General features: G+C 50.3%; 23 protein-coding genes. 3 read left to right on the top strand and 20 right to left on the bottom strand.

The annotated features are described in order from the left end of the window. Positions 1–9 precede the first annotated feature (9 nt). Complete coding sequence (gene clpP, locus MHH82_RS22050; protein WP_015736473.1) at positions 10–606, top strand: ATP-dependent Clp endopeptidase proteolytic subunit ClpP; 597 nt, start codon at positions 10–12, stop codon at positions 604–606. A 71-nt stretch (positions 607–677) separates the two neighbouring features. Beyond that, positions 678–890, top strand: coding sequence for a hypothetical protein (locus MHH82_RS22055; RefSeq protein WP_015736474.1), 213 nt, complete (start codon positions 678–680; stop codon positions 888–890). A 32-nt stretch (positions 891–922) separates the two neighbouring features. On the opposite strand, the gene MHH82_RS22060 is transcribed toward MHH82_RS22055, so the two are convergent. The 11 genes from MHH82_RS22060 to MHH82_RS22110 all read right to left on the bottom strand — a co-directional run bounded on the left by MHH82_RS22060 (position 923) and on the right by MHH82_RS22110 (position 7973). Continuing rightward, complete coding sequence (locus MHH82_RS22060) at positions 923–1837, bottom strand: phosphotransferase family protein (RefSeq protein ID WP_340967851.1); 915 nt, start codon at positions 1835–1837, stop codon at positions 923–925. 18 nt (positions 1838–1855) lie between these two features. Continuing rightward, positions 1856–2122: a DinB family protein gene (locus tag MHH82_RS22065; RefSeq protein ID WP_235201834.1), complete on the bottom strand. Its 267-nt coding sequence runs from the start codon at positions 2120–2122 to the stop codon at positions 1856–1858. Then, complete coding sequence (locus MHH82_RS22070) at positions 2119–2406, bottom strand: antibiotic biosynthesis monooxygenase family protein (RefSeq protein ID WP_036664092.1); 288 nt, start codon at positions 2404–2406, stop codon at positions 2119–2121. The genes MHH82_RS22065 and MHH82_RS22070 overlap by 4 nt, the downstream gene beginning before the upstream one ends. Before the next feature lie 43 nt (positions 2407–2449). Then, positions 2450–2803, bottom strand: coding sequence for a DUF952 domain-containing protein (locus MHH82_RS22075; RefSeq protein ID WP_036664093.1), 354 nt, complete (start codon positions 2801–2803; stop codon positions 2450–2452). Between the two features lie 124 nt (positions 2804–2927). Further along, positions 2928–3623 carry a cyanophycinase gene (locus tag MHH82_RS22080; RefSeq protein ID WP_340967853.1) on the bottom strand — a complete coding sequence of 232 codons (696 nt, stop codon included), beginning with the start codon at positions 3621–3623 and terminating at the stop codon, positions 2928–2930. A gap of 11 nt (positions 3624–3634) precedes the next feature. After that, positions 3635–3847, bottom strand: coding sequence for a hypothetical protein (locus tag MHH82_RS22085; RefSeq protein WP_036664096.1), 213 nt, complete (start codon positions 3845–3847; stop codon positions 3635–3637). Between the two features lie 14 nt (positions 3848–3861). Next, the gene (locus MHH82_RS22090; protein WP_051425386.1) at positions 3862–4416 is read right to left on the bottom strand and encodes an NUDIX hydrolase; all 555 of its coding nucleotides are present in this window, start codon (positions 4414–4416) and stop codon (positions 3862–3864) included. A 38-nt stretch (positions 4417–4454) separates the two neighbouring features. After that, complete coding sequence (locus tag MHH82_RS22095) at positions 4455–5336, bottom strand: GNAT family N-acetyltransferase (RefSeq protein WP_036664099.1); 882 nt, start codon at positions 5334–5336, stop codon at positions 4455–4457. Between the two features lie 139 nt (positions 5337–5475). Further along, on the bottom strand, positions 5476–7170 hold the full coding sequence (locus tag MHH82_RS22100; protein WP_036664314.1) for a M3 family oligoendopeptidase: 1695 nt from the start codon (positions 7168–7170) through the stop codon (positions 5476–5478). A gap of 141 nt (positions 7171–7311) precedes the next feature. Then, positions 7312–7626 (bottom strand): DMT family transporter, encoded by a 315-nt coding sequence (locus tag MHH82_RS22105; protein WP_015736487.1) that lies wholly within the window; start codon positions 7624–7626, stop codon positions 7312–7314. Continuing rightward, positions 7626–7973 carry a DMT family transporter gene (locus MHH82_RS22110; protein ID WP_036664101.1) on the bottom strand — a complete coding sequence of 116 codons (348 nt, stop codon included), beginning with the start codon at positions 7971–7973 and terminating at the stop codon, positions 7626–7628. The genes MHH82_RS22105 and MHH82_RS22110 overlap by 1 nt, the downstream gene beginning before the upstream one ends. Before the next feature lie 144 nt (positions 7974–8117). Between MHH82_RS22110 and MHH82_RS22115 the strand changes: the two genes are divergently transcribed. After that, positions 8118–8984 (top strand): LysR family transcriptional regulator, encoded by an 867-nt coding sequence (locus MHH82_RS22115; protein ID WP_015736489.1) that lies wholly within the window; start codon positions 8118–8120, stop codon positions 8982–8984. A gap of 156 nt (positions 8985–9140) precedes the next feature. Here the strand turns inward: MHH82_RS22115 and MHH82_RS22120 are convergent, their stop codons facing one another. The 9 genes from MHH82_RS22120 to MHH82_RS22160 all read right to left on the bottom strand — a co-directional run bounded on the left by MHH82_RS22120 (position 9141) and on the right by MHH82_RS22160 (position 14818). After that, entirely contained in the window at positions 9141–10019 is an 879-nt protein-coding gene (locus MHH82_RS22120) for an HAD family hydrolase (protein WP_340967855.1), read from the bottom strand. A gap of 181 nt (positions 10020–10200) precedes the next feature. Beyond that, complete coding sequence (locus MHH82_RS22125) at positions 10201–10374, bottom strand: hypothetical protein (protein ID WP_340967857.1); 174 nt, start codon at positions 10372–10374, stop codon at positions 10201–10203. A 133-nt stretch (positions 10375–10507) separates the two neighbouring features. Continuing rightward, on the bottom strand, positions 10508–10789 hold the full coding sequence (locus tag MHH82_RS22130) for a hypothetical protein (RefSeq protein ID WP_081746336.1): 282 nt from the start codon (positions 10787–10789) through the stop codon (positions 10508–10510). Positions 10790–10898: 109 nt separating this feature from the next. After that, positions 10899–11564 carry an HAD family hydrolase gene (locus tag MHH82_RS22135; protein ID WP_340970092.1) on the bottom strand — a complete coding sequence of 222 codons (666 nt, stop codon included), beginning with the start codon at positions 11562–11564 and terminating at the stop codon, positions 10899–10901. Between the two features lie 80 nt (positions 11565–11644). Then, positions 11645–12049, bottom strand: coding sequence for an RDD family protein (locus MHH82_RS22140; RefSeq protein WP_009589894.1), 405 nt, complete (start codon positions 12047–12049; stop codon positions 11645–11647). A gap of 53 nt (positions 12050–12102) precedes the next feature. Then, on the bottom strand, positions 12103–12390 hold the full coding sequence (locus tag MHH82_RS22145) for a hypothetical protein (protein ID WP_340967859.1): 288 nt from the start codon (positions 12388–12390) through the stop codon (positions 12103–12105). Between the two features lie 278 nt (positions 12391–12668). After that, on the bottom strand, positions 12669–13145 hold the full coding sequence (locus tag MHH82_RS22150) for an NUDIX domain-containing protein (RefSeq protein ID WP_340970094.1): 477 nt from the start codon (positions 13143–13145) through the stop codon (positions 12669–12671). A gap of 146 nt (positions 13146–13291) precedes the next feature. After that, on the bottom strand, positions 13292–14206 hold the full coding sequence (locus tag MHH82_RS22155) for a Gfo/Idh/MocA family protein (protein WP_340967860.1): 915 nt from the start codon (positions 14204–14206) through the stop codon (positions 13292–13294). A 273-nt stretch (positions 14207–14479) separates the two neighbouring features. After that, positions 14480–14818 (bottom strand): YrdB family protein, encoded by a 339-nt coding sequence (locus MHH82_RS22160; RefSeq protein ID WP_036664113.1) that lies wholly within the window; start codon positions 14816–14818, stop codon positions 14480–14482. Positions 14819–14831 lie beyond the last annotated feature (13 nt).

Consider the following 14831-nt stretch of genomic DNA (forward strand, 5'->3'; position numbering starts at 1 on the left):
CTTACGAAGATGGAGGATGAAACCATGAATATTGTTCCTTATGTTGTTGAACAAACCAACCGTGGCGAACGATCATACGATATTTATTCCCGACTGCTGAAGGATCGGATCGTCTTTGTGGGCGCAGCCATCGATGACGCCATCGCAAACAGCATTATCGCGCAGCTGTTGTTTCTTGCGGCCGAGGATCCCGAGAAGGATATCCATATGTACATCAACAGTCCGGGCGGCTCGGTATCCGCGGGCTTTGGCATTTACGATACCATGCAGATTATCAAACCACAAGTCAACACCATCTGCACGGGATTTGCTGCATCATACGGGGCGATCCTGCTGCTGGCCGGCGCCAAAGGCAAGCGCCTCGCTCTGCCGAACAGCGAAATTATGATCCATCAGCCGCTGGGCGGTGTACAGGGGCAGGCAACCGATATCGCCATTACGGCTAAACGCATCCTGAAAACCCGTGAGAAGCTGGCGCATATTATATCCGAGCGCACAGGTCAGTCCGTCGAACGCGTCGAAAAGGATATGGAGCGGGATTATTTTATGTCGGCGGAAGAAGCGAAGGAATACGGGATCATTGACGACATCGTCACCAAACTGTGACGCTATCCGATGAATGCCCATGATCCGTTTAGCCCCGATATTCTACTTTATTCACAAGGAGTGAACCGTATATGCTGAAAAATTTGCTGAATCAGGAAGTGAGCATCTATTTTACGGATGGAAGTTATGTGCGGAACGGCACGCTGGAGGAAGTAGGCGAACAATTCATCCGATACAGAGATGAATACGAGATGCTGTATGTACCGTTAACCGCGATCCGCTACGTTTCGGTGAATACCAAGGAACGGGACAAACCGAGAGTGGGATTTGCGCCAACTTCTTGATAAGACAACAAGAACCGCATGGGCTCTTAAGCTCATGCGGTTCTGTTTGCATCCTGCTTTATTTTGTCTACTATGAATGAAACCATACGCTGTTTGCAGGCCTCGTTCTGCTCCCTCTGATGATGGCCGATAAATGCCAGGGCATGAACGACGGAGTAAAAATCAATCAGTGCCCGCTGTTCCCGGTCCGCTCCCCACTGCCTGCATAACGCCTCCACGTAGGCCATTCCCCGGTCTCCGATATCAGAGACCACCGCCGTTTGGGTGAGGGCGATCATGTACAACGGGTCTCCATAACAGACCCAATCGAAATCCACGATACCTTGTAGCGTGCCATCGGACACAATCACGTTCTTGATCGTGAGATCATCCAGGAAACAGACAGGCTCTATCCGGTCGAAATCAGGCTCGTATCGCCGCTTGATGTGCTGCAATTGAACGATGATGTCCGGAGCAACCTCACCGGTTATGTTGCCGATATGATCGCAGATATCACGATCGATGATCTCCGACCAGGATGTAAAAGGCCCCTGCTCTCCGATCGGAACCCATCCGAATCCGGTGCCCAGGGGAAGCTCTGACACCTTGCGCTGGAAAACGATGATTTGTCCGGCGAGATCGTCCATTTGTTCATTCGTCATGCCCTCAAGCTCATATCGCAGATCACGGCCCGGAACATGCTCCAGCATCATGTATGCATAGGGGACCTTCTGAAGGGACACATCCGTTCGAATCACGCTCGGTACCGGCAAGCCCAGCGATGATAGGATCGCTATGTTGTTTGCAGTATGCTTCAGGACGTCGGGCTTGCGATTGGTTCGGAGAATGATTTGCTCGTCCGGAAATGACACGCTATACACCTGATTGGTATGGCCGAATGACATCGGCTCGACCTTAAGCGGCAGCATGCCGTATACCTCTGTCATCAACTCTTCAACGTTCAACATGAACACCTGCCTTAACGGTTATTGATTCGCCTCCCGGATACGTCCCAGCTTTCTGATATGCAGGGTCTCGTGTATCGCTATAAAATGGGCCCATTGTGCAGCATTCAGCTCGAATCCATACGGGTGAGGATCGTGCAGATCATTCGTATTTCGCTCAGCCAGCTTCGTTATGATCTGCTTCGTTGTTTCCCGTACTCGATTCAGCTTATCCATCGCTTCATCATAAGATAATATACCGGTGGGCATGGCTTGTTCAGAGGCTTTAAAAATGATGCTTCGATTCACACCTCTTCATAATGTTCTACAACAGGGAACGGATCGTAAAAGTGATGCAGCCGTTGTTTCCAGTCCTGATATTCCGCGGATTCCCGAAAACCTATCGTGTGATCCTCCAGGGTCTCCCATTTCACCAGCAGAATGTACTTATGATCATCTTCCAAGCATCGCTTCAGCTCATGATGGATGTAGCCCTTCATCTTGGAGATGATTCCTGACGCGACTTGGAAATTCCGCTCAAAATCCGCCGTTTGTCCCGGCTTCACCTGCAGCATGGCCACTTCGAGTATCATACATGCTTCCTCCTTTGTATTAAGTTGTGGTATTAGGGCTTTTCTATCCTTTATACTCAAGCTCAGGAGAAGCCTGGAACGCAAAAACGCCGTCCTTATCCGCCTCCAAACGATACACCTTCCGGACCGCATTCAGGTTTAACCCGCCGTAAATATGCGGATACAGCTGATTCAGCTCATATAAATCCTCAAATATGATCTCCGCGTCCACCTGATCTTCTTGAATCCCCAGAACGAACAGATCGGTTCTGCCTGTGTATAAGGTGTTAGCTACGCCACTGACTTGCGCCTCGGTCGAGCAGTGAATAAATCGGTCCGTATGCAAGCTTGGCGGCTCGTACATGTCCTTGCCCTGCGCTTCCATCCATGCTTGCTTCGAAATAATATGATAGATCATTCCGTTCAGTCCCCTCCGTCTATTTTCCGTTTATCTTGACACACTTGCGAAAGAAAAACCAGATCCCTGGTACGTGATTTCATGGTGACCTTCTTTTCGGATGAACTATAAAAGAAGACATCCTTCAAGATGTCCTCTTCACAATCGTATATCGGTCCTCGTCAAAATCCTCGTAGGTTACGGTGTAGACGGATTCCCCCAACGAGGACGCCAGCTGTCCATTGATAAAAACGGCGCATGCCTGCTCATCAATGCCGATGCCGTAACGCACTTTCCTTGTTTTCATTCCTTGCAGCAGGTTGGACTGGTCGTCCCACTCCGTATAATGAACGCTGATCAAGACATTCGAGAACAGCCCTACGCCTTGCTTAAACATCATGATGCCTTGTTCATTATCAAGCGGGGATATCAGGCATGTCTCCGGAAGAATTAGGGCACCTGCCGAATTGCCAGCAATCGGAACGCCGTTCTCGTAGCGGTCGATTAACAGCTCTTTAAAAGGCCCCGTCGCGTAATAGTGATGGTATTTCTCCGTGTTGCCCCCGCCAATAAATATTCCCGTGGCCCATGACAGCACCTGTTCAGCTTGTTCCATGTCCAGATTCCCGTCTTCATCGGGAACGATCACGCTCACGTTCTGGGTCATTCCCGCTTCAGTCCACATCTGCTGAAACAACGGAACATACTCCTCCCAGCCCGGCCGGTTCATGATGCATAACGCAATCCTGGCATGGGAACCACCCGCTTGCTCTAGAAACTGTCGATTCGCTTCGGCTTGAAAGGAATGTCCACCGAGCAAAAACAGATATTGATCCTTCAAGATATCCCCCCTTACTTTTTCTTTCCCGAATCCCGTTTGTAAACAGAGTACAGCAGTACGGATATAAAATAGATCGGCAGCAGGATGATGCCAATCACGGCGCTTAACAGAACGATGGACAGTTGGCCGCGCTCAGCGATATCGTCATAATTCATATAACCGTATACAATCCAGACCAGCCAAACCAACGTAACGGCATAACCTATTTTATAAGGTAATCTCACAGCATCTTCACATCCTAGAAGTTGTTTGGATTTCGCTCACCTTGTCTTATGGTATATGCCAGCTTGTAAAGATCCGCGATATCCTGCCTGCCCGTCTCCTCCAATCGTCTTACGGCTACCTCCAGATCAACCGCCTCCACTGCGATGACCTGCTCCCCATCCTCGGGATTCAGCGGCTCCCCAACGATGCGTACATCCCCGTACCCAACCAATCGGACAAATTGAGGATGGGGAATATGCGGCCGATAAGGCGCCTTGCTGCTGGACTCGCAGCGAAACTGGCCAAAGACCCGGTATGACTCGAGTTCTGCGCCAAGCTCCTCCCTCACTTCCCGCCGGAGTCCCTCGATATAAGACTCGCCAGGCTCCAGGGTTCCGCCAGGAAGCTCCCAGCTGCCGTCCGCTATCTGAAAAATAACGCAGCGTTCCCCGGCGAATGGAATAATCGTGACATTGCTGACCATCGATTCTTCGAAATCTTCGCCCAGGGCAAACCGGGCTCGCACCACGCCCCAATGGATATCATTCGATAGGGCCGGATACAGGGTTAGATCCGTGCTTTTTCTCATAAGCGTAATTCCTCCAGCCTTGCAGATATTCATACAACCTATGTAGCGTTGTAGTCGCGGACCATAAGCACCTGCTCCATCGAGCTGGCGAACCCAAGCGCCTCCAGCACGTCCACCAATTCCTTATGCGAAGCCCGGATATTGAATGCGGATCGCTTGCAAGTGGAACCAGGCTGCATCATCACGAGCGCGGCTGCCTTTAACACGGCTTGGGCATCCCGGTAACCCGGAGCGGCTTCACAACGGAACAGCGTGGTCGCCTGCAAACGGCCCGCAGCATCGAACGCACGCTTAAACAAACCGTAGCCCACAAGTTCTTCCCCTTCATAAACAAGCACGCACTCGCCGTCCTTGATACTGGCAGCGTCTGTCTGCCAGACTTCGCCGGATCGATAGAAATCTGCGGAGGCAGCCTCCGCGGCTAGGCCTCTGACCAACGTAAACGGAGTCGATGCATTCTGATGATCCTGCGTCTCTAACGATTGATCATTTGTCATAATGAGCAGCCGATCGATAATTTCATATCCGACGCTTTCATAAAGGCGAATCGCGGCCGCATTCGAGCTGATCGCCTCTAAATAGGCACGAAGCACGCCTTGCCCCTTATAGAGGTCGTCGTTTTTCTCCATCATGGACTTGCCGATCCCTTTGCCCCGGAAATCCGGAGCTATTGCCGTCCCTCCGTTACGCGCAATGGATTCGCCGCCATCCAATCGAAAGCTGTTCATGACGATGCCGGCGGGTACGCCATCCACGTAACAAGCGAGTGAGCGCTCCAGACATAAAGCGTCATTCCCGATCCGGGCAATGAAGCGGTCCAGCGGCATGGAAGCGTTCACCATATAGCCTTCAAACGAGAGATTCCAAAGCTCGGATACTTCCCGGATCGGAAGCTCGCTTAACGGTTTGTACGTAATCATGGTCTTTATTCCTCCTGGTTTATGGGCATTAAAAAGTGAGTCACGTTTTGAGATGCTCACTATGAAAAACATGCAGGAAACACCTGAGTATGTACCCACTCGTGTTCTCCTGCATGTCTTTGCCTTACTTATTTACGATTTAAAGAGCTGTATCGTCCACGCTGTCCAGCCAAGCTTCGATGCTGCCGATGACGGAAGTGACGCAGCCATCCTCGAATGGAGAGATCAGTCCTGCGACCTTCACCAATTCAGTGAAGGATTTGCTTCCGCCTTGACGACACAGGTGCAGATAATCCGCCCATGCCGCGGATTGGTCCTCGTGCATCTTCTTCCAGAATTGGAATGCACAGATTTGAGCCAGCGTATAGTCGATATAATAGAACGGCGAATTGAAGATATGTCCTTGTTTATGCCAGAAGCCGCCTTGCTCCAGATACGCATTATCATCATAGTTCCGGTGCGGCAGATATTTCCGCTCGATCTCGCGCCATGCCTGTTTCCGTTCCGCCGGCGTAGCATCCGGATTCTCGTAAACGAAGTGCTGGAATTCATCAACCGTCACCCCGTAAGGAATGAAGATGAGTCCGCTCGCCAGATGGTCGAAGCGGTATTTATCCGCCTCGTCCTCGAAGAAGCGGTCCATCCACGGCCAAGTGAAGAATTCCATGCTCATGGAATGGATTTCGCATGCCTCATAAGTCGGAAATCCATACTCCGGTACCTCGAAACCTCTGCTCTCGTACACTTGGAACGCATGACCGGCTTCGTGCGTCAGCACGTCAATATCGCCGGAAGTCCCGTTGAAGTTGGAGAAGATAAACGGTGCGCCGTACTCGCTGATATAGGTACAGTATCCGCCGCTCTGCTTGCCTTTTTTGGCAACCAGGTCCATAAGGCCGTTCTCCTGCATGAAGGTGAAGAACTCGTGAGTTTCCGGAGACAATTCCTCGTACATCTTCGCGCCGTTGTTCACGATCCAATCCGGGTCGCCCTTCGGCGTGGCATTCCCCGATTTGAAGGAAAAATTCTCGTCGTAGTACAGCAGTTGGTCCACATCGATCCGCTTCTGCTGACGTTCTTTCAGCTTGGACGCAACCGGAACGATATGCTCGAGCACCTGGTTACGGAAATTAGCCACCATCTCCGCATTGTAATCCGTGCGGGCCATGCGGGCATAACCCAGCTCCACGTAATTGTTGAAGCCAAGCTTCTTGGCAATCTTGGTTCTCACTTTAACCAGATCGTCATAGATGCGGTCGAAGGTGGCTTCGTTCTCGGCCATGAAACCGCTGGAAGCCTCCATTGCGCGTTTGCGCATATCGCGATCCGTCGATTGCTGGAACGGAATCAACTGCGACAGGGTGCGTTCTTCGCCTTCGAACTGAATTTTTGCAGAAGCGATCAGCTTCGCATATTCCGTCGTCAGCTTGTTCTCCTGCTGCAAATCCTCGATGATCTCAGGGCTGAAGGTTTTGAGCGATAGCTCTGCCAACTGGAACAGCTGCCGTCCCCATTTGTCCTCCAGCTGGGCTCTGAATTTCGAATCCACGAGGGCCCGGTAATAATCCGTTATGTATTCCTGGATGACCGGTCCGTTCTCGTCGAAGAAATCCTGCTCTGCCTTATAGAACTCGTCGTTCGTATCAATCGAGTGGCGGATGTACACCAGTTGGCTCAGGGTATCCATCTCGCTGCGAAGTTTGTTAATACGGGTCATCGCCTCATCCTGTTCCTCGTACGTGCCGGCGGAGGTGAAGGCGTTCAGTTGTTCCTTGAACTTTTGCTCAAAAGCTTTTACGTCGGGGCGTTCATAGCGATACTCGCTGAATTTCATAAGATACACCTGTCCTTTCCAAAATAAAAAATGCATCCTGGCGTTTGATCGCATAGCTTCAAATCACCAAACTATATGTAAATTCTATATACAAATCCGAATATCCTTCACAGTCTAAGAAATTCTGTACGCCCCGATTGGTTACGTCATAATCTTAAGTCCGATGGCTGAAGCGAGAATTAAAGCGATGAAGAACATACGACGCCATTCCTTCGGTTCTCCGAACGCAAACATCCCCAGCAGCGTGCTGCCTGCCGTCCCCATTCCCGTCCAAATCGCGTAGGCGGTTCCCATGGAAATGAAATTCATCGCATACGTCAGCAGCAGGAAACTGGAGCCAAGCGAACAGGCTAAAAAAACGTAGGATCCCAAGCTGCGTTGCAGGGTTACCCGTCTTAAGGCAATGACACCCAGAACTTCGCACAACCCGGCTGCAATCAGAGCGATCCATTCCATTAGATGCCACTCTCCTTCGCTTGACGATCCGTATCCTTCGTGACCAGCTTTAGCCCCAGCACGCCTGCGGCCAGCATTGCAATCAGTAGGAGCTTGACGGGATTCGCTTCCTCGCCAAACACGAGAATCTCCGCCAGCACCGTGCCGGCTGTACCGAGTCCTGTGAAGATCACATAGACCGTGCCGATGGGAAGCTTCGCCGCGGAGTCCAAAAAAACTTTAAAACTGAATACGATCGATGCGATGGTAATGACCCACTGCCACCATACATCGGAATGTTTTAAACCGGATACCCAGACAACCTCCAGCGCTCCCGCCAATAATAAGAGCCACCAAGCCTTCTTCATCCCCCAGCATCCCCTCCACTCTGTATTTGTTTAAATCGCTTTATGATGTCGTTGTGATTGTAATCCAAATTTGGCATGCTGTATAATGATCATTAATAATGATGTCATCATTTTTAGTGATGTCTGAAGGAGAGGAGTGTTGGCATGGAGCTTACTGATCTAAGGGTTTTTCTCAGGATTGCGGAGGAAGGTAACATCACCCGCGCCGCGGAGCAGCTTGGGTATGTGCAGTCGAATGTAACGGCCCGGGTCAAAAAACTGGAGAATGAATTGGGGGTTCCCTTGTTTAACAGGCACTCCAATGGAGTGACCTTGACGGAGAAAGGGCGTATGTTCCTGGACTATGCGTGTACCATCATCAACCTGTCCGAAGAAGCAGTGAGAACCGTGCAGGAACAGCCGTATCCAAGCGGTTCATTAGCCATTGGCGTCGTGGACACGGTTCATTGCGGGCACTTCATTCAATCCTTGTCCGACTATCAAACCAAGTACCCTGACGTCACGCTGTCCCTGTTGACTGGCAGCTCCTCGGAGCTGATTACTCAAGTTCTGAACTATCAGCTGGACGGGGCTTTTGTGACAGGAACCATTCCGCCGAAGCTGGTAGCCGATTATATAGAAGAGGATGAAGTCATGCTGCTGACCAAATCCAAAGAGCAGCCCTTTCCCGAACTTGCGGTGACCAAATGGGCCGTAGCCCCCGCGGGATGCCCGTTTCGAAGCGCCCTTGAAGCATGGCTGCTGAGCGAAGGCATTCCGCTAACCAATATGATCGAGGTCTCCTCGTTGGAAACCCAGCTCAGCATCGTGCGGTCAGGACTTGCGGCAGCGCTGCTCCCCAGCTCCGTCTTAAGCGGAGAATACGCCAATATGGGCAGCTACTCGATCCCGGAAGCCTTCCGTCACACCTCGACAAGCCTGGTCCGGCGCAACGACCGGTTCAGGAACAAGGCATTTTCTGCTTTTGCCGAGCTGGTTAAGGTCAATTTTGAGATGAAGGGAAGATCATGAGTTATAAATAACGACGGAGGTCTGAACATCACGCTGAGATTTAACCAGCCGTGAGATGCAGGCGATATTTCCTCTTGAACAAATCGTCTGGCCGTTGGAAATGTTTCGTGATGTTCATCTCAAGCCTAATCCATATTCGCTGCAGCTAAAAGCTCCTCATGGTCCTCCCAGTGTGGATATAATCGTATTCTCTCCCGCCAGTTCCATCTGCTGCTCGATATAATGCGCCACGCCATCCAGCTCATTCGAGTCGATAATATGATCAGCCAGCTGCCGTATCCTTTCATGCGCGTTCCGGACTGCGATCCGCGTGCCTCCGGCCTCGAACAAGCCGACATCATTGATGTGGTCGCCGAACACCACCGTGTTCTCCAGATCAATCCCCATGTGGGCGGACCATAATTGGAGGCCGTCTCTTTTGTTTGCTTTGGCATGGCTGAATTCGAGGAAATAGTGGTTGCGAATGTAATAATCCGGCATCATATGAGCATGAATCACGTCGCCGTAGAATGCCGTAACCTCTTGCCGAATCGGCTCCAATTCTTCATGTAATCCGATGTAGGTAAGAGCCAACGTCCGGTAATCCGGCGGACATTTCAAGTTCTTCACTTCCAGGAACCGCGGATCATGGGGGCGGCCGGCATAGAAGGTCTTCTCTCCCTCTCTGCGCAGCGTCTCATGCAGAACACGCTCCCGCTGGTCCTTATCGAGCGAGAAATAAAAAGGTGTCATGCCGTGCTTTTTCCCAACGCCGATAATCTCATTCGAAATGTCGCGCTCCAGCCAGTATCCATCCACAACGGTTTGATTCAACCCGTCATATAACAAAGCGCCGTTATATAGAATCACGGGGTATTTCCACGGGATATCCGAAACGACGCTCTGAGCGCTAATATAACCGCGGGCAGTCGCATACGTGACGATCAAGTCCCGCTCCAATGCATCCGTGACAACGTTCATCGTATAGGATGATAAGGTTTGATCCGATCGCAAAAGCGTCCCGTCGAGATCCGTAATATATGCTCTTTTTTTCATAGTGAAGCAGTCCTCCTTCGCCGTCCGGTATGTGACAAAACCCAGCCTTAGAATAGCTCATGCCAAGACTGGGCCATACGTGTGAGTTAGACGTCTTCCATGATTATACAACTTCCGAGATGAAGATGGTAAAGCTTAATTGCTTATTTCGCTTCAATGCACGATCTCTAAGCCAGGACTGTTAGCGCAGCACCGGGAAGGCTTCACCGCTCGGAATGAAGGCCCCCACCGGGCAAATGAAGCCGTTGAATCCTATTTGCTCGAGGAGCAGCGAATCGGGAGAGTATCGGAGTTTGTTAAACCGAGATCCGCTGCGGACATGCTGCTGGGAAGCTGCTATCAATATGCTTTTCAATTAAACTTCCTAGGCCTCCCCTTGTCCGATGAAGAGCAGAATGAGTATGACATCGGGTGTTGGATACATTGTTTGCAGGCATTGGGAACGAATGAACGGAGAGCAGGCATGACTTGCCCTTTCTTTGGTAACCTTACACACCGAGAATCAGGTATCCCAGTGTCATGAATAGAAAAAGAAATAATAGCAGCACGGAGTGACCTACAATGGCTGTAATACCGATTCGTGATAGTTCACCACGAGTCATGCTAATGAGTGCCAACAGAATCCCCACGGGCGACAACAGAAGAATCGACGCATACGACAGTCCCTGTAAGGGACTGCCTGCCTCCGGCGGAAACATGAAGCTGTACAGCGTGAACAGGGTGATGCAGATAAATAATGTCAGAGACACATGGGACAAATACCATCTCATCACGTAACCTCGGCCAGCATGCCTGATAGAATGCCGGCTCTGCGAACGACCTCAATCTTTAGAGGAATTTCCCTTATAAAACTCAGCATAGGGTTGGCACCTCCGAAAATTATTTAGTGATACGCGGCTGAAGATACCCCACGACTTCTTGTATGTCCTGAATTTCGGCAAACGGTAAAACTCCCATGCAGTTCATTTTGGCGATGTCCCCACGATATGCGATAAACGGAATTCCGGCGCTCTCGGAGGCCTTGCCGTCCACCCAGGCATCCCCGACAGACAGCCATTCTTTCGGCGATGTATGGTGAAAATGCCTCAGCACCTCCATATATCCATCCGGTGCAGGCTTTAATAAGCCCATGGCTTCCCTGCCGATAATGAGATCGAAGTAATGAGCAATCCGGTTCTCTTCGAGTGCAGTCATCGCTGCTTCTACCGCGTTATTCGTCACGATAGCAAGATGCAGCTGTCCATGTAATTGCTGGACGAGCTCCATAGCTCCATCTTCAAGTTTTGCTCCCATCATCCCTTGGATCTCATGTTCCTTGGCGATATCCCACATCATGCAGCTCAGCTCTTCCGACAGCCGTCCCGTATTCATGGCTTCAGCGATGACGGTTGAGGTGGTATGGGTATCCATGGATAGGCCAGGGGACAGAATGCTGTGACTGCACAAAAAGGCATAGATGTCTCTTTTCATAGCTCCAAAATCAATGCTGGAATGCAGCAGCGTATTATCCATATCAAAGACAATTCCTTTTATCTTAAACTCGATATCTAATCAACTCCCGTCATGGTAACGCCATGAATGGCTGCCCCGCTAGGTAATCCTGATTTACGTAACCCCTTCATTCCCTAGTCATATACAACTTCCGTACCGGCGATAAAATCGTGCAGCGAACGCTTATCCTCTCGCAGCGCAACCATAAAGATGCTCACAATAATTCCAATTCCAAGGGTTAACGCATACACGATTCCCGCCACGAGGTTGCGAAGCAGCATCGTCCCGAGGCCCGGCGGCTCAAGAAAATCGAATTTGCGGATACGAATGCCGCACATGCGCTTGCCGATCGTATACCCATTCCAATACACCGGCACCAGGATACCGTATAAACCGAATATCAAGTTACTGATCGGCTCATTCTCATAATTCCCCGTGATAAGTCCAGCTATGATCGTTAGCGGAAGCGACACAATAAGTCCATCCAGAATGTTGGCCCCTAGCCTGATCCAAAAGCCGGCCACTTGGTTATCGGTCATCTCGACTCCCCCTTGAATTCACTCCATACTCAAAAAGACTTCCTGCCGACACTTCATTTGTTATTAGGCGGATCGAATTCCTTCCAGTTCTTCTTGATCTTATTCAAATCTTCCGAATTCCATTTGCCGATACTCGGACCTAAGAAACACAAGATGCCGACAAGCAGGCTGATCCAGCTTAATACCAGCGGGCCTTTGCCTACATAGGTCAACATCGAATCAAACATCTCTTTGCTCCATGACGTCAAGTTGGATCCGAATATGGCAGCTGCCAGATACCGGACAGCATACAAGAACACCGAAATGCAGATAAATATCATACCCATCGTTTTATGGTTCATCGAACGCCTCTCTTTCCACACAACATTTTCCAAATACCTGATATCATTGTAAGCTTCGGTTCCTGATCGAACAATAGTTTTTCCACTTTTCCCCATTCCGTTGTCATCATACCAAGGAGTAAATAACCTTTACACGCAACAACATTCGCCACATAAAAGAAAGGAATGACTTCCTACGTTGTAGTGAAGCCATTCCATTCTGCTTGTTATACACTATTGTGCCGTTGGCCGGATTATGCAGCTATCCGCTCCTCCATTTCCTGACGACTCCCAGCAATTCACGAATATTTGTCCAGAACAAAATCCTCGATCATTTCAATATTTCGGCGATCCAGAGCGTACTGTTTGATGTGTTTCTTAATATTCGGATACAAAATAATGTCGTCCAGCTGCTCGAGCGGTATCCATTTCACATCGGTTTGATTCGGATCTGGCGCCGCCGGAAGCTTCGGAAAGGACCCTTCAAGCGGATAACATTCGAACACGATGTATAACGTATGAATGCCCGATATGTTATCTCTGGACTGTTTATGCGGAGCATACTCGTACACGAATGCGACTGGCCCCACCTGCGCCTCCAGCGTGGTTTCCTCACGCAATTCCCTCAAGGCTCCCTCCACGATCGACTCCCCCGGCTCGGCCCCGCCCCCTGGCAAATTATAATGCAATCCGTTCTCATCTACATACTCGACTAATAACACAGACTCATCCCTCAGAACCAAGGCTGTCGGTCTCACTCGTATGTGGTACGTCATCATAACCACCTCTCCCGGCTTACAAAAAACGGCCGAACGTACTTGATCTGTCTATCATACAATCAACGCGGCCGATATGGAAATATGATGTATCCTTTCCTCAGTATCTCGCTAGTCAGTATATCCCGTGTTTGTTCTGCTATCATTCACGTTCGATCACTATCATCCAGTCTCACGTTTTCTCCCGTTTCGCGGGAAACATTCGCCGCCTCCAGAAAACGAACGATCTCCAGCGTTTCGGACAAGGGAACATCGGAAACGCCCGTCGTGAACATCTTCATAATCTGATCCAGCAGACTGGCGTAATAGGGCTTGGGGTGCTTCATGATGTCCACGAAGCTGCTGGCCTCCGCGCGATGAACGGTCAACCCGAAGCGGTCGTTGCCTGCCCGATTGCCCCGTATCGTTCCGATTCTCCCGTCTTTCCAAACCGCCGTTAACACTTCATGCCGCTCCGTTGCGGCTACATGGACGCTTACGCAACCGGGCCCGAGAACGCGGTACAGCATTTCAGCCGCATGAATGCCGTACCAGAAAAATCCCGGCTGCGTAGGTTGAAGGGGAAGCGGTCCTGCGCAATCCACGCCAATGATATTATCCGCCCCGCCCCGAGCCAATTCATCCTGTAATCCTTGCGCATACCGGAGAGACGAGCAACTCATAACGGTCACCTGATACTGCTCCGCCAATTCGACAATTTCCCTTGCGTCCTTACTGCTCACCGCAAACGGCTTATCAATAAATACCTGTTTGCAATAAGGCGCAATCGCGCGAAATAAAGACAGATGCGACCTTCCATCCACCGCTTCCAGCATGACGGCATCGACCTGTTTGGCCACGTCTTCCGGACTCTCCAATATCTCCGTTCCCCATGCCGCGAGTTCCTTTGTATATCCCTCCACTCGGTTTATGCTCAGCTCAAAGTCCGGCGCCCCTCCGGGAAAAGCGGCCGTCACCCGTGCACCAGGAACGTGATATGGATGCGCCTTGTCATGGAGCATTTTCGCGAAAATGGAAACATGGGATGTATCCAAACCAATCATACCGATCTTCATAGTCATAAGTTCATTCTCCTTTACCTTCAGCATTTTAGATGATCACGCTGATTTTCCACTCACTACATTACTGAGGATATCCAGCTGCCGGACATAGGCTTTTCTTTCAACCATCATATCATCCTGTTCGACTAAAGGACGTGACTTTAAATCGTCTTTTATCCTGCACCTGGATCCAATACAAAAAGACCGCCTCCATCTGTCAACCAGATGAGGGGCAGTCTTTCGCATGAGCTTAAAAATGTGTTATGCAATTGCATAATGCGCACTTTCAATATTCTATGGCTGCATCCTCCACTTGATCACGAAGAAGCGGTTGGCCATAGCCACGATAGCGAACACGATGGCAAAGGTTATTAAACCAGAGTCGATCAGGCAAGCAACCGCCGTCGCAAATATGAGGAATTCAATAAGCAGCACGACAGCAAGCGGCAGCTTGACCCTTGCCTTCGGCGATATGGTCATGCCCCAGATGACGGCTGCCAGCAGCGGCAGTCCAATACCGAGAGCTGCCTGTGCCACGAGACCGGAACCATAATGGAAGCCCCAGTAACCTATCGAAAATAACAGAATCAATTCCAATATAAATCGGACGGCGAGATTCAGTACTTTGAACATGGAGGGACACCTT

It is taken from the genome of Bacillus sp. FSL K6-6540, from assembly GCF_038007545.1.

Excerpts from the sequence above, each read along its gene's own strand:
- clpP (WP_015736473.1), top strand. The coding sequence starts at position 10 with ATGGAGGATGAAACCATGAATATTGTTCCTTATGTTGTTGAACAAACC.
- MHH82_RS22055 (WP_015736474.1), top strand. The coding sequence starts at position 678 with ATGCTGAAAAATTTGCTGAATCAGGAAGTGAGCATCTATTTTACGGAT.
- MHH82_RS22060 (WP_340967851.1), bottom strand. The coding sequence starts at position 1,837 with ATGTTGAACGTTGAAGAGTTGATGACAGAGGTATACGGCATGCTGCCG.
- MHH82_RS22070 (WP_036664092.1), bottom strand. The coding sequence starts at position 2,406 with ATGATACTCGAAGTGGCCATGCTGCAGGTGAAGCCGGGACAAACGGCG.
- MHH82_RS22075 (WP_036664093.1), bottom strand. The coding sequence starts at position 2,803 with ATGATCTATCATATTATTTCGAAGCAAGCATGGATGGAAGCGCAGGGC.
- MHH82_RS22090 (WP_051425386.1), bottom strand. The coding sequence starts at position 4,416 with ATGAGAAAAAGCACGGATCTAACCCTGTATCCGGCCCTATCGAATGAT.
- MHH82_RS22095 (WP_036664099.1), bottom strand. The coding sequence starts at position 5,336 with ATGATTACGTACAAACCGTTAAGCGAGCTTCCGATCCGGGAAGTATCC.
- MHH82_RS22100 (WP_036664314.1), bottom strand. The coding sequence starts at position 7,170 with ATGAAATTCAGCGAGTATCGCTATGAACGCCCCGACGTAAAAGCTTTT.
- MHH82_RS22105 (WP_015736487.1), bottom strand. The coding sequence starts at position 7,626 with ATGGAATGGATCGCTCTGATTGCAGCCGGGTTGTGCGAAGTTCTGGGT.
- MHH82_RS22110 (WP_036664101.1), bottom strand. The coding sequence starts at position 7,973 with ATGAAGAAGGCTTGGTGGCTCTTATTATTGGCGGGAGCGCTGGAGGTT.
- MHH82_RS22115 (WP_015736489.1), top strand. The coding sequence starts at position 8,118 with ATGGAGCTTACTGATCTAAGGGTTTTTCTCAGGATTGCGGAGGAAGGT.
- MHH82_RS22120 (WP_340967855.1), bottom strand. The coding sequence starts at position 10,019 with ATGAAAAAAAGAGCATATATTACGGATCTCGACGGGACGCTTTTGCGA.
- MHH82_RS22130 (WP_081746336.1), bottom strand. The coding sequence starts at position 10,789 with ATGAGATGGTATTTGTCCCATGTGTCTCTGACATTATTTATCTGCATC.
- MHH82_RS22140 (WP_009589894.1), bottom strand. The coding sequence starts at position 12,049 with ATGACCGATAACCAAGTGGCCGGCTTTTGGATCAGGCTAGGGGCCAAC.
- MHH82_RS22145 (WP_340967859.1), bottom strand. The coding sequence starts at position 12,390 with ATGAACCATAAAACGATGGGTATGATATTTATCTGCATTTCGGTGTTC.
- MHH82_RS22150 (WP_340970094.1), bottom strand. The coding sequence starts at position 13,145 with ATGACGTACCACATACGAGTGAGACCGACAGCCTTGGTTCTGAGGGAT.
- MHH82_RS22155 (WP_340967860.1), bottom strand. The coding sequence starts at position 14,206 with ATGACTATGAAGATCGGTATGATTGGTTTGGATACATCCCATGTTTCC.
- MHH82_RS22160 (WP_036664113.1), bottom strand. The coding sequence starts at position 14,818 with ATGTTCAAAGTACTGAATCTCGCCGTCCGATTTATATTGGAATTGATT.